Source organism: Microbacterium sp. Yaish 1 (genome assembly GCF_002245215.1).
Lineage (GTDB): Bacteria > Actinomycetota > Actinomycetes > Actinomycetales > Microbacteriaceae > Microbacterium.
The window spans coordinates 1,396,871-1,410,222 of sequence record NZ_NPMR01000001.1; the positions used below are offsets into that span (position 1 = coordinate 1,396,871).

The following is a 13,352-nucleotide window of genomic DNA, read 5'->3' on the forward strand; positions in this document are numbered from 1 at the left end:
GAAACGTGGGCGAGGGGTACTCCGACGTTTCACGTGAAACATCACCTGACGGTCGCGCGAATGACCCGCGTGGGTTCCGCGAGCACCGACTCCCCTACCGTCTCCACGCGGACATCGCGAAGCCGGAACCGACGAAGCACTTTCTCGGCGGCAGCGATCTCCGCCTCGGCGTTCGCGCCCTTCAACAGGATGAGCTCGCCGCCGTCCCGCACGAGCGGAGCGGTGATCGGGACGAGCGTGCGCAGCGCGCTGACAGCCCGCGCAGTCACGGCGTCGAGGGTGCCAGCCCCACCCCATTCCTCAGCTCGTGTGCGAACGATCTCGACATTATCGAGCCCGAGTGCGGAGACCTGCTCGCCGAGCCACGTGACGCGCCGCTCCATGGTTTCGATGAGCACCCATTCGACGTCGGGTCTCGCGATAGCCAGGACGAGGCCCGGAAGACCGGCGCCGGAACCCACATCCCCAACGCGGCCGTTGAACAAGGGTGCTGCGGCAGCGCAGTTCAGAATGTGTCGCGTCCAGAGTCGCGGCAGCTCCAGGGGTCCGATCAGCCCTCGCTCCTCGCCGTGCTCTGCAAGAGCAGCGGTGTAGCGCCGGGCGAGGTCCGCTCGCGACCCGAAGAGCATCTCGACCGCAGCGACGGGCTCCTGCTCGATCACGGGTGTTTCACGTGAAACATCAGCCATGACGGATGACGGTGTGGCGATCCACGCCCTCGCCGTACGACTCCGAGACGACGCCACGCTCGGAGGCGATGTCGTGCACCAGCTTGCGCTCGTAGCTGGACATCGCCGGCAGCGACGCCTGCGATGCGCCGGCGTTGAGGCGCTCGACAGCCCGGTCGACCAGACGCTCGAGTTCGCGCCGGCGCGCGTCGCGTGACCCGCCGATGTCGAGGATGAGGCGCGAGAAGCGTCCCGTCTTCGTCTGAACCGCGATCCGCGTCAGCTCCTGCACCGCCTGCACGACATCCGGATGCGACAGCACCCGGAGCGCGCTCGGGTCGTCAGCCTCCACCGATACGTAGGCGCGACCGGCCCGCACATCGAGGTTGAGGTCGCCGTCGATGTCGGCGATGTCGAGCAGACCTTCGAGGTAGTCAGCAGCGATGTCACCTTCGCGCTCGAGCTCTTCGACGGTGGCGTCGGGGCGTTCGGCCGTCGCGGACTCGGTGGGGTTCGTCATGATTCCTCGCGTAGTTCGATCTGTTCGATGCGGATGCCGGCAGGGTCAGCCCTGCGAGCCGTCCTTGTTCGACTGCTTCTTCGCGCGCTGCTTGCTCATCGGCTGCTGGCGCTTCGGCTGAGCCGCGCGCGCACGCTCGGCCTCTTCGAGGAGTCGCTGCTGTTCGGCCTCGTACTTCTCCATCGACACGACGCGCCCCTTGGAATCGAGCGCCTTGCCCTTGCGTGCGAGGCGTTCCTCGCGGGCCTTCGCGGCCTCCGAACCGGGGGTCGGCAGGTTCCGGATGACGATGAACTGCTGGGCCATGGTCCAGATGTTCGAGGTGAACCAGTACATGACGACGCCGAGCGGGAAGAAGACACCCGAGAAGATGAACGCCAGCGGAAGGACGTAGAGCATGATCTTCTGCATCTGGTACGCCTGGCCGGTCTTGGCCTCGGGCGACAGGTTCTTCGAGATGATCTGCAGCTGGGTGATGAACTGCGACGCGATCATCAGCACGACCAGGACCACGAGGATCGTGACGGTGGCCGTCTGCCCGAGGTTGATCGCCTCGATCATGTTCGTGTGGAGCGGCGCCACATCGAACAGCTGCGCGTCGTAGAACTGCTTCGTCAGGTCGACGTTGAGCAGACCCACGCCGCCCACGCCCCACTCCGCGTGCTTCTTGACGTCGCTCAGCGTGTAGAACATGCCCAGCAGGATGGGCATCTGCACGAGGAGCGGAAGACAGCTCGACACCGGCGTCGTGCCGTGCTTCTTGTACAACGCCATCGTCTCGCGGCTCATGGCCTCGCGGGACAGCTGGTCGCGCTTGCCGCGGTACTTCTCCTGGATCTTGCGCATCTCGGGCGCGAGCTCCATCATCTTCCGCTGACTCTTGATTTGGCGCACGAACAGCGGGATCAGGGCCGAACGCACGACGATGACCAGACCGATGATCGACATGACCCAGGTCGCGCCTGCGGCGGCCGGCATCCCCAGAGCCGTCAGGACCCAGTGCCAGAAGACCAGGATCGCCTCGACCAGGAACTTGAACGGCCACATGATCGTGCTGAAGAAGTCAGCACCGCCGGGAGGAGGAGTCGTCGGGGTCGGCACGACGGGAGTCGGCGTGGCGAGGAAGAGATCCAGCACGGGATCAGTCCTTTCTCGGCGGCACGACGAAGCCGTGCCTGGTCAGGGTGTGGCGGAAGTCCCGGTGGGCGGGGACGTCATCGACGCCCCCCGCTGCCCACGGGTGGCATCGGGCGAGCCGGGCGGCGGCGAGGGCGGACCCCTTCGCGAGACCGTGCTGCTGCACGGCTCCCACCGCGTACGCGGAGCAGCTCGGGTAGTACTTGCAGACGTCGCCGTACAACGGCGACACGACGGACCGGTACGCGTGGAGCAGCGCGATACCGGCATTGCGCGGGATCAGGGGGACGGCGCGAAGAACGGATGCCGCGGTCAGATGACCGTCGCCGACGGAGGCCGTCGGCAGCGTCGACCAGCTCATACCGCCGCACGTCGTCGCAGACACCGTTCCACCTCGTCTCTCAGATCCGCGAAATCCGAGCGCGCCGCAGACGGGAGCGCTCGGATGACGATGTCGGCGCCCTCGCGGACGTCGGGGAGGGCCTGCGCGCAAACGGCCTTCAGCCGTCGGCGCACTGTGTTGCGCACGACGGCTGATCCGACTTGCTTGCTGACGATGAAACCGAAGCGGGGAGCACGGCTCGCACCGGTGGACACCACGTAGGTCACGGTGTGCGCACCGGCACAGCGAGCACCCCCGCGGACGACGGCCTTGTAATCCGCCCCGCGCGTGATCCGGTTTCCGCGCGCCAGCACAGAAGAGGCTGTGTCAGGCCGACAGCTCGGTGCGGCCCTTGCCGCGGCGAGCCGACAGGATGGCGCGACCGGCGCGGGTGCGCATGCGGGCGCGGAAGCCGTGCTTCTTGGCGCGGCGGCGGTTGTTGGGCTGGAACGTGCGCTTGCTCATAGGGATCACTCCGGATCGGCGGTCACCGGAACGCTTCAGACCGGGGACACGGGGGTACAGGACTGCCCTCGCGGGCATAAGTCAACCGACTAAGGGTACGTCGCGTTCTCCTGTAACTCAAACCGGAGCGACGGGAACCCGCAATTATCCACCGCTGTGCACAGGCCCTGGCGGCGACACGCGGGCCGGAACTACAGTGGATTTGGCGCTCCCGACACCGCATGACTAGCGTGTCACGGGCAGTTATCCACAGCTATCCCCAGTTTGGCGCGTAGCTGTGTGGACAAGCATCGATCATCCGCGGGGGAACTCTTGGCTCAGCACGATCTCCCGGACGTCCCGGTGTGGAACGCGGTCCTCGACCTGCTCGCCGACGATGACCGGGTGACCCCCCAGATGCAGGGGTTCCTGAGTCTCGCCGTCGCACAGGGTGTCATGGGAGGAACGCTCTACCTCGACGTTCCGAACGACCTCACCGCCGCTCAGCTCAACAAGCGGCTGCGTCAGCCCATCATGGAGGCCCTCGCGCACGTGCACGTCGAGCCGGGTGCCTCGAGCTACCGCGTCGTCGTGAACCCCGAGCTCGCCGACGCCCACCTGACGGCCCCGATCCCCGTTCAATCCGCGGCCGCGCCGGCGCCGCTGCGGCCGGCCGGCGAGGAATACGTCGAGGCCCCCGCCTCGACCTCCCGCCATGACACGCGGCTGAACCCGAAGTACACGTTCGACAACTTCGTCATCGGCCAGTCCAACCGGTTCGCCCACGCGGCCGCCGTCGCCGTCGCCGAGGCTCCGGCCAAGGCCTACAACCCGCTGTTCATCTACGGCGACTCGGGCCTCGGCAAGACGCACCTGCTCCACGCCATCGGCGACTACGCGCTCAATCTGTACACCGGCATCCGCGTCCGGTACGTCTCGAGCGAAGAGTTCACCAACGACTTCATCAACTCGATCGCCAACAACCGCGGATCGGCCTTCCAGGCGCGCTACCGCGAGGTCGACATCCTGCTGATCGACGACATCCAGTTCCTGCAGGGTCGCGCCGAGACCCAGGAAGCGTTCTTCCACACCTTCAACACCCTCCACGACCACGACAAACAGGTCGTGATCACGAGCGATGTGCCCCCTCGCCACCTGACCGGCTTCGAAGACCGCATGCGCAGCCGCTTCGAGTGGGGCCTGATCACCGACGTCCAGGCGCCCGACCTCGAGACCCGTATCGCGATCCTGCGGAAGAAGGCGCAGTCCGAGCGCCTCCTCGTCCCCGACGACGTCCTGGAGTACATCGCCACGAAGGTCTCGTCGAACATCCGCGAGCTCGAGGGCGCCCTCATCCGGGTGTCGGCGTTCGCGAGCCTCAACCGCTCGAACCTCGACATCTCGCTCGCGCAGACCGTGCTGCGCGACATCGTGGATCAGGATGACGCGAACGTCATCTCCCCCACCGACATCATCACCGCGACCGCGCAGTACTTCCGTCTCTCGGTCGACGACCTCTACGGCTCGAGCCGATCGCAGGCCGTGGCCACCGCACGCCAGATCGCCATGTACCTCTGCCGCGAGCGCACGAGCCTGTCGCTGCCGAAGATCGGGCAGCTCTTCGGCAACCGCGACCACACCACCGTGATGTACGCCTACAAGAAGATCAGCGAGCTCATGAAGGAGCGTCGCTCGATCTACAACCAGGTCTCCGAGATCACGTCCCAGCTCGGTCGACGCTGAACTCAGCTTGACAGGGCTCGCACGACGGCCCATCATGCGGTTCTGCACAGTGTGGAAAACCTGTGGATAACTTTGATTCGTCGTCGAAGAGTTGTGAACGAATCACACATCTCCTGTGGATCGCCGCTCGAGACGGATCCGTCGGCGCTCGACGTCATCCCACGCTCATCCGCAGCCGGCTCACAAGTTACAAACGTGTGGTTCCCCTCTGCCGACTGGGATCGAGCGAGTTGTCCACAGTTTCCACAGCGGAGATGAAGAAGACAGTTAGATCTAGAGATTTTGCGATTCGATCACCTCGACGCCGCTGAGGCCGCTCCGAACCCCGCTTCGGGAACGGCTCGAGTTGGGCACTAGCATGGGAGAGCTTTCATCCACGACAAGGGAGCGCCAGTGAAGTTCCAGGTCAATCGCGACGTCTTCAGCGAGGCTGTGTCGTTCGTCGTGAAGCTCCTCCCCCAGCGCAACCCGCAGCCGATCCTCGCGGGTGTGCTGATCGAAGCCACCGACACAGGTCTGTCGCTGTCGGCGTTCGACTACGAGGCATCCGCACGCACGACGATCGAAGCCACCGTCGACGAGCCCGGCACGATCCTGGTGCACGGCCGTCTGCTGTCGGAGATCGCCAGCCGCCTCCCGAACGCACCCATCCAGATCGCCGTCGACGACGACGGGATCCTGCTCACATGCGGCTCGGCGCGCTTCACCCTCGCTTCGATGCCGGTGCAGGAATATCCCGCGATCCCCGAGGTTTCGGGCGAATCCGGTGTCGTGCCCGCCGAAGACTTCGCCACGGCGATCTCGCAGGTCGCATTCGCGGCATCGCGCGACGACGTGACGCCCGTCCTCACCGGCGTCCAGCTCGAGGTGAGCGGTACGCAGCTCAGCCTCGTCGCCACCGACCGTTACCGCGTCGCGCTGCGCGACATCCCGTTCGACAGCGGGATCGTCGCCGACGAGAACACGACCACGGCTCTCGTCCCCGCGCGCACGCTGACCGAGGTCGGCAAGACCTTCGCCCATTCGGGTGACATCACCGTCTCGTTCTCGGGCTCCGGAGACCGCGAGATCATCGCCTTCACGGCCGGCAACAAGACGGTCACGTCGCTGCTCATCAAGGGGAACTTCCCCCCGGTGCGGCGCCTGTTCCCCGAGGCGACCGATCACCACGCGGTCGTCAACACGGGTGAGCTCATCGAGGCCGTGCGCCGCGTGGCGCTGGTGCTCGATCGCTCCGCTCCGCTGCGTTTCACGTTCGGCGCGGACGGGGTCTCGATGGATGCCTCCGGAACCGAGCAGGCGCGCGCGACCGAATCGGTCGATGCGACGCTGACGGGCGAGGAGGTCGTGATCGGCCTCAACCCGCAGTACCTCCTCGAGGCGCTCGCGGCGGTCAAGAGCGAGTTCACGCGCGTCACGTTCACGTCGAGCGAGAACGCGAACAAGCTCAGCCCGATTCTCATCACACCGCAGACGTCGGGTGGCGTGGAGTCGTTCAAGTACCTCCTGCAGCCCAACCTGCTCCTGCGCTGATCATCCGGGGCAGGGCCCACCTCGGTGGACTGTCGGAGACGCGAACTAGGGTGATCTGATGATCGTCGAGCAGTTGAGCCTGGTGGACTTCCGCAATTACGCGGCCGCCGAGCTCTCTCTCGCTCCCGGGGCGAACGTCTTCGTCGGGCGCAACGGCCAGGGCAAGACGAATCTCGCCGAGGCCATCGGGTACTTCGCCACGCTCGGCTCCCACCGGGTCTCGCAGGACGCCCCGATGGTGCGCGACGGCGCGGATGCCGCCTTCGTCCGGGCCCGGCTCGCCCACGGGCAGCGGCGCGTCCAGCTCGAGGCCCAGCTCAATCGCTCGGGATCGAACAAGGCCCGGGTCAACGGATCACCGGTGCGCACCGCCGAGCTCCCCCGATACGCGCAGGTCGTGCTCTTCGCGCCGGAAGACCTGCAGATCGTCCGAGGAGACCCCTCGGCTCGTCGTCGCTTCGCCGATCAGCTCCTCATTCAGCGCGCACCGCGCCTGGCGGGTGTGCTCGCCGACTACGACCGGGTGCTGAAGCAGCGCAACGCGCTGCTGAAGTCTGCCCGGGCGCGCGGCATCCGGGGCGACGGTCTCTCGACGCTCGAGGTGTGGGACGACAAGCTCGTCACCCTCGGCACCGACGTCATCCGCGCTCGCCTGCGGCTGGCTGCCGAACTCACCGGTCCCGTCGCCCGCGCCTATGCCGCGATCGCCGGAGCCGACCACCGCCCCCAGCTGCAGTGGGCACTGTCGGTGGGCGGCGCCGATCCGGAAGAGGACGACTCCCCCGCCGATTCCGGTGTCGCCGACGCCGCGGCGATCGAGCAGCTCTTCCGCGCCGCCCTCGCCGATCGTCGCGGGACCGAGCTCGAGCGCGGCATCACGCTCGTCGGCCCGCATCGCGACGATCTGATCCTGCGCATCCGCGATCTGCCGGTGAAGGGCTACGCGTCGCACGGCGAATCGTGGTCGGTCGCGCTGTCGCTCCGCCTCGCGTCGGCCGAGCTGCTGCGCGCCGAATCGACACTCGGTGATCCCATCGTCATCCTCGACGACGTCTTCGCCGAGCTCGACGCCGATCGTCGCGCACGACTGGCCGGCATCGTGGCCGATTACGAGCAGGTCATCGTCACGGCGGCGGTCGCCGAAGACGTTCCTCTCGATCTACGCGCCCGCACCGTCCGCGTCGAGGCGGGCACGCTGCATGAGGATTCCGATGCTGCCGTCTGACGAGGCTCCCGAGACCATCTCCACCTACCTCCGTCTCCGCGGACTCGAACCGTCGGGCCGGTGGAAGAAGCGCCGGCGGCAGCGGACCGATGACGACGAGAACCAGCCCTTCACCTCCGGGCGTGATCCGAAGGGGCTCGGTGACGTCATCGCCGACCTCACTCGTCAGGCCGGGTGGGACGCGCAGCTCTCGCGTGAAGACCTCGTGCTGCGCTGGGCGGAGGTCGCGGGCGAGGAGACCGCCAGGCACGCCTCCCCGGTCGCGCTCTCCGACGGTGTGCTGACCGTGCAGTGCGACTCGACGGCCTGGGCGAAGAACCTCCACCTGATGCGCACCGTCATCACGACGCAGCTCGTGAAAGCGTTCCCGCAGTCGGGCGTTCAGTCGGTGCGTTTCGTAGGCCCGGACGTCCCCTCCTGGAAATGGGGCCCCAGAGCCGTTCCAGGCCGTGGCCCTCGCGATACCTACGGCTGAGCCACGTCCCCAGTCGTCGAATCCGACTTTCGTTCGCCATACGGGCGCTGAGCGCCGTGTGAGAGCGCCCGAAAGGGTAGACTGGACGGGACTGACCGAACCGATGTGGAGCGCTCGAAACCTATGACGTCTCAGAATCCCGACAGCGTTCCCGAAGACCCCGAAACCCCCGATGTGGCCGAGGCGACCTCGGCCAAGGTCCCGAACGAGTACGGCGCCGACGCGATCCAGGTGCTCGAGGGCCTCGAGGCGGTCCGGAAGCGTCCGGGAATGTACATCGGATCCACCGGTGAGCGTGGCCTGCACCACCTCGTCTACGAGATCGTCGACAACGCCGTCGACGAGGCACTGGCCGGCTACTGCGACACGATCCACGTGACGATCCTCGAAGACGGCGGTCTCCGCGTCGTCGACAACGGCCGCGGCATCCCGGTCGATCCGCACGCCTCCGACCCGACGAAGTCGACTGTGGAGGTCGTGCTGACGGTCCTGCACGCCGGTGGAAAGTTCGGCGGCGGCGGGTACGCCGTCTCCGGTGGACTCCACGGCGTCGGTTCGTCCGTCGTCAATGCTCTCTCGACGCGCTTCGAGGTCGAGATCAAGCGCCAGGGTTCGGTGTGGCGCCAGACCTTCGCCGACGGCGGCAAGCCGCAGGCCCCTCTCGCGAAGGGTGAGGACAGCGACGAGACCGGAACGACGGTCACCTTCTGGCCCGACGGCGACATCTTCGAGACGATCGCCTTCGACTACGACACTCTTCGCACGCGCTTCCAGCAGACGGCGTTCCTGAACAAGGGGCTGCGCATCACGCTGACCGACGAGCGCCCCGAGGCGGCCGTCGTCGTCGACCTCGAGGAAGGTGGATCCGAATCGCAGCAGCGCCACGACGACTTCCACTACGAGCGGGGCCTCGTCGACTACGTGGAGTACCTCAACAAGCTGCGCAAGAGCGAGGTCGTCAACGACGAGATCATCGAGATCGAGTCCGAAGACACCGTGCGTCACATCTCGCTCGAACTCGCGATGCAGTGGACGACGAGCTACACCGAGAACGTGTTCACCTTCGCGAACACCATCAACACCCACGAGGGCGGCACGCACGAAGAGGGCTTCCGCGCCGCGCTGACCACGCGCGTCAACGCGTACGCCCGCGACAAGGGCCTCCTCAAGGAGAAGGACGACAACCTCACGGGTGACGACATCCGCGAGGGCCTGACCGCCGTCATCTCCGTCAAGCTCTCCGAGCCGCAGTTCGAGGGGCAGACCAAGACGAAGCTCGGCAACACCGAGGCCAAGGCGTTCGTCCAGAAGATCGTGGGCGACCAGCTCACCGACTGGCTCGACCGGAACCCCGCCCAGGCCAAGCGGGTCATCATGAAGGCCGTGGATGCCGCGACCGCGCGCCTCGCGGCACGCAAGGCGCGCGAGACCGCCCGCCGCAAGAGCGTCTTCGAGTCGGCGTCGATGCCCGACAAGCTCAAGGACTGCACGAGTAAGGACCCGTCGATCTCCGAGATCTTCCTCGTCGAGGGCGACTCGGCCGGCGGTTCGGCCGTGCGCGGCCGCGACCCCGAGACGCAGGCGATCCTCTCGCTGCGCGGCAAGGTGCTCAACGTCGAGAAGGCGCGGCTCGACCGTGCCCTCGGCAACAACGAGATCCAGGCGATCATCTCGGCGTTCGGCACCGGCATCGGCGAGGACTTCGCCGTCGAGAAGGCTCGCTACCACAAGATCGTGCTGATGGCGGATGCCGACGTCGACGGGCAGCACATCACGACGCTGCTCCTGACCCTCCTGTTCCGCTACATGCGCGGGCTCATCGAAGCGGGCTACGTCTACCTCGCGATGCCGCCGCTGTACCGGCTCAAGTGGACCAACGCCGATCACGAGTACGTGTTCAGCGACAAGGAGCGCGACGCGCTCCTGGCCGAGGGGCTCGCCAACGGCAAGCGCATCCCGAAGGAGTCGGGCATCCAGCGCTACAAGGGTCTCGGCGAGATGAACCCGAAGGAGCTGTGGGAGACCACGATGGACCACAGCACGCGAACCCTGCGCCAGGTGACGATCGACGACGCGGCTGCCGCCGACGAGATCTTCTCGGTGCTCATGGGCGAAGACGTCGAATCCCGCCGCACCTTCATCCAGCGCAACGCCAAGGACGTCCGCTTCCTCGACATCTGATCGAGCCGAGCGACATCGAGAAACTGAGAACGTATGTCTGACGAAGAACGTCCCGACCTCACTCCTGCCCACAACCACGGCAACATCGACCAGGTCGACCTCCAGGTCGAGATGCAGCGGAGCTACCTCGACTACGCGATGAGCGTCATCGTGGGACGAGCGCTCCCGCGCGTCGAGGACGGCCTCAAGCCCGTGCACCGGCGTGTCATCTACGGCATGTACGACGGCGGATACCGCCCCGACAAGAGCTACTCGAAGTGCGCCCGCGTGGTCGGCGAGGTCATGGGTCAGTACCACCCGCACGGCGACAGCGCGATCTACGACGCGCTCGTCCGCCTCGTGCAGCCGTGGTCGCTGCGCTACCCGCTCGCAGACGGACAGGGCAACTTCGGGTCGCCGGGCAACCAGGGCGCCGCGGCCCCCCGGTACACCGAGACCAAGATGGCGGCCCTCGCCATGGAGATGGTCCGCGACATCGACGAGGACACCGTCGACTTCGAGGACAACTACGACGGCAAGACGCAGGAGCCTGTCGTTCTGCCTTCGCGCTTCCCGAACCTGCTCGTCAACGGTTCCGTCGGCATCGCCGTCGGCATGGCCACGAACATCCCGCCGCACAACCTGCGCGAGGTCGCCGAGGGCGCGCTGTGGTCGCTCGAGAACCCGGACGCGTCGCGCGAGGAGCTCCTCGAAGCCCTGATGTCGCGGATCCACGGTCCCGACTTCCCCACCGGGGCGCAGATCCTCGGCACGAAGGGCATCCGCGAGGCGTACCGCACCGGTCGCGGCTCCATCACGATGCGCGCCGTCATCGAGGTCGAGGAGATCCAGGGCCGCACCTGCCTCGTGATCACCGAGCTCCCCTACCAGGTGAACCCCGACAACGTCGCGCTGAAGATCCGCGACCTCGCCCGTGACGGGAAGATCACCGGCATCGCCGACATCCGCGACGAGACGAGCGACCGCACGGGCCAGCGGCTCGTCGTCGTCCTCAAGCGCGACGCAGTGGCCAAGGTCGTGCTCAACAACCTGTACAAGCACACGCAGCTGCAGGAGAACTTCGGCGCCAACATGCTGGCGATCGTCGACGGCGTGCCCCGCACCCTGCCGCTCGACGGTTTCATCTCGCACTGGATCACCCACCAGATCGAGGTCATCGTCCGTCGCACGCGCTACCGCCTCAACGAGGCCGAGAAGCGCATGCACATCCTGCGCGGATACCTCAAGGCGCTCGACGCCCTCGACGAGGTCATCGCGCTCATCCGCCGCTCCCCCACGGTCGAGGAGGCGCGAGAGGGACTGAAGACCCTCCTCGACATCGACGACCTGCAGGCCGACGCGATCCTGTCGATGCAGCTGCGCCGCCTCGCGGCGCTCGAGCGTCAGAAGATCATCGACGAGGCGACCGAGCTCGAGCTGAAGATCGCCGACCTCAACGACATCCTCGCCACTCCCGCGCGCCAGCGCTCGATCATCGGCGAGGAGCTGACCGCGATCGTCGACAAGTACGGCGACGAGCGGCGCACGCACATCCTCCACGGGTTCGACGGCGACATGTCGATGGAAGACCTCATCCCCGAAGAGGAGATGGTGGTCACGGTGACCCGCGACGGCTACATCAAGCGCACGCGGAGCGACAACTACCGCTCGCAGCACCGCGGCGGCAAGGGCGTCAAGGGCGCCCAGCTGCGCGCGGACGACGTCGTCGAGCACTTCTTCGTCACGACGACGCACCACTGGCTGCTGTTCTTCACGACGAAGGGCCGCGTCTATCGCACCAAGGCGTACGAGCTTCCCGAGGCCGGTCGCGACGCGAAGGGCCAGCACGTCGCGAACCTCCTCGCTCTCCAGCCCGGTGAGGAGATCGCGCAGATCCTCGACATCCGCGACTACGCCGCTGCGCAGTACCTGGTGCTCGCGACCCGCGACGGCAAGGTCAAGAAGACCGCGCTGACCGAGTACGACACCAACCGCCAGGGCGGTGTCATCGCCATCCGCCTGCGCGGCCAGGACGACGAGGCCGGCGGCGACGAGCTCGTCAGCGCCCTGCTCGTCGACGAGGGCGACGACATCCTGCTCATCACCGGCAAGGGCATGTCGCTGCGCTTCGCGGCCACCGACGACGCGCTGCGTCCGATGGGCCGATCGACCGAGGGTGTGAAGGGCATCTCGTTCCGCGAGGACGACAGCCTGCTGTCGGCATCGGTCGTGCGCGACGAGGGCTACGTGTTCGTCGTCACCGACGGCGGCTACGCCAAGCGCACCTCGGTCGACCAGTACCGCACCCAGAGCCGCGGCGGCCTGGGCATCAAGGTCGCCAAGCTGAACGACGATCGAGGCGTCCTCGCGGGCGGTCTCATCGTGTCGGAGACCGACGAGGTCCTCGTGGTTCTTGCCAGCGGCAAGGTGGTACGCTCCTCCGTGGCCGAGGTCCCGGCCAAGGGTCGCGACACCATGGGCGTCGTCTTCGCCCGGTTCGGTGACGACGACCGCATCCTCGCCATCGCCCGGAACGGCGAGCGTGGACTGACCGAAGACGCGGCATCCGAGGATGCCACCGCCCCGGATGCACCCCCGTCCGCGGATACCGAAGAGAGTGGTTCTGACGCATGAGCACGGTCGCCGACAAACTCGCCAAGAAATCCACGAGCAAGACCAGCGCCAAGCAGGTCCGCCTGCGCCTCGTCTACGTCGACTTCTGGTCGGCCGTGAAGCTGTCGTTCCTGGCGGCCGTGGCTCTGGCGATCGTCACGGTCGTCGCGACCTTCCTCGTCTTCATGGTGCTCAGCACCACCGGTCTCATCGACCGGGTGGACGAGCTGTTCGTCGCGTTCTCGAACGGCGACTTCTCGATCAAGCAGTTCCTGAACCTGCCGCAGGTCATGGCGTTCGCGGCGGTCGTGGCCATCCTCAACCTCATCGTCATCACCGTGCTCGGCGCTGTCGTGGCCGGCATCTACAACGTGATGGTCAAGGTCACCGGCGGACTGCTGGTCGGCTTCACCTCCAATTAGTAGATTCCCGGATCATCGGGTAAAGTCTTG

Annotated in this window: 13 protein-coding genes; 7 read left to right on the top strand and 6 right to left on the bottom strand. The window is 66.6% G+C overall.

All coding sequences use genetic code 11. The annotated features are described in order from the left end of the window. Window positions 1-41: 41 nt before the first annotated feature. Genes rsmG through rpmH form a run of 6 tightly spaced genes read right to left on the bottom strand, consistent with a single transcriptional unit; the run spans window position 42 to window position 3,172 of the window. The gene (gene rsmG, locus CI089_RS06615) at window positions 42-689 is read right to left on the bottom strand and encodes a 16S rRNA (guanine(527)-N(7))-methyltransferase RsmG (RefSeq protein ID WP_094260767.1); all 648 of its coding nucleotides are present in this window, start codon (window positions 687-689) and stop codon (window positions 42-44) included. Beyond that, window positions 682-1,188, bottom strand: coding sequence for a Jag family protein (locus tag CI089_RS06620; protein WP_094260768.1), 507 nt, complete (start codon window positions 1,186-1,188; stop codon window positions 682-684). Before CI089_RS06620 ends, rsmG begins: the two co-directional genes overlap by 8 nt. A 45-nt stretch (window positions 1,189-1,233) precedes the next feature. Then, a complete protein-coding gene (gene yidC / locus CI089_RS06625) occupies window positions 1,234-2,322 on the bottom strand; it encodes a membrane protein insertase YidC (RefSeq protein ID WP_094261276.1) in 1,089 nt (362 codons plus the stop codon). A 7-nt stretch (window positions 2,323-2,329) separates the two neighbouring features. Further along, window positions 2,330-2,686, bottom strand: a complete 357-nt coding sequence (yidD, locus tag CI089_RS06630) for a membrane protein insertion efficiency factor YidD (RefSeq protein ID WP_094260769.1) — start codon at window positions 2,684-2,686, stop codon at window positions 2,330-2,332. Further along, window positions 2,683-3,021 carry a ribonuclease P protein component gene (rnpA, locus tag CI089_RS06635; protein WP_023953438.1) on the bottom strand — a complete coding sequence of 113 codons (339 nt, stop codon included), beginning with the start codon at window positions 3,019-3,021 and terminating at the stop codon, window positions 2,683-2,685. The genes yidD and rnpA overlap by 4 nt, the downstream gene beginning before the upstream one ends. A gap of 13 nt (window positions 3,022-3,034) precedes the next feature. Then, on the bottom strand, window positions 3,035-3,172 hold the full coding sequence (gene rpmH, locus CI089_RS06640; RefSeq protein WP_036304730.1) for a 50S ribosomal protein L34: 138 nt from the start codon (window positions 3,170-3,172) through the stop codon (window positions 3,035-3,037). Window positions 3,173-3,568: 396 nt separating this feature from the next. Between rpmH and dnaA the strand changes: the two genes are divergently transcribed. From dnaA to CI089_RS06675, 7 genes are all read left to right on the top strand, one after another. After that, complete coding sequence (dnaA, locus tag CI089_RS06645; RefSeq protein WP_370877356.1) at window positions 3,569-4,894, top strand: chromosomal replication initiator protein DnaA; 1,326 nt, start codon at window positions 3,569-3,571, stop codon at window positions 4,892-4,894. 393 nt (window positions 4,895-5,287) lie between these two features. Continuing rightward, window positions 5,288-6,427 (top strand): DNA polymerase III subunit beta, encoded by a 1,140-nt coding sequence (dnaN, locus tag CI089_RS06650; RefSeq protein WP_094260771.1) that lies wholly within the window; start codon window positions 5,288-5,290, stop codon window positions 6,425-6,427. 58 nt (window positions 6,428-6,485) lie between these two features. Then, a complete protein-coding gene (recF, locus tag CI089_RS06655; protein WP_094260772.1) occupies window positions 6,486-7,652 on the top strand; it encodes a DNA replication/repair protein RecF in 1,167 nt (388 codons plus the stop codon). After that, a complete protein-coding gene (locus tag CI089_RS06660; RefSeq protein WP_023953430.1) occupies window positions 7,639-8,127 on the top strand; it encodes a DUF721 domain-containing protein in 489 nt (162 codons plus the stop codon). Before recF ends, CI089_RS06660 begins: the two co-directional genes overlap by 14 nt. Window positions 8,128-8,250: 123 nt before the next feature. Then, window positions 8,251-10,308, top strand: a complete 2,058-nt coding sequence (gene gyrB, locus CI089_RS06665) for a DNA topoisomerase (ATP-hydrolyzing) subunit B (RefSeq protein WP_094260773.1) — start codon at window positions 8,251-8,253, stop codon at window positions 10,306-10,308. Between the two features lie 33 nt (window positions 10,309-10,341). Beyond that, on the top strand, window positions 10,342-12,921 hold the full coding sequence (gene gyrA, locus CI089_RS06670; protein ID WP_094260774.1) for a DNA gyrase subunit A: 2,580 nt from the start codon (window positions 10,342-10,344) through the stop codon (window positions 12,919-12,921). Next, window positions 12,918-13,322 carry a DUF3566 domain-containing protein gene (locus tag CI089_RS06675; protein WP_023953427.1) on the top strand — a complete coding sequence of 135 codons (405 nt, stop codon included), beginning with the start codon at window positions 12,918-12,920 and terminating at the stop codon, window positions 13,320-13,322. The genes gyrA and CI089_RS06675 overlap by 4 nt, the downstream gene beginning before the upstream one ends. The last annotated feature ends 30 nt before the right edge of the window (window positions 13,323-13,352 follow it).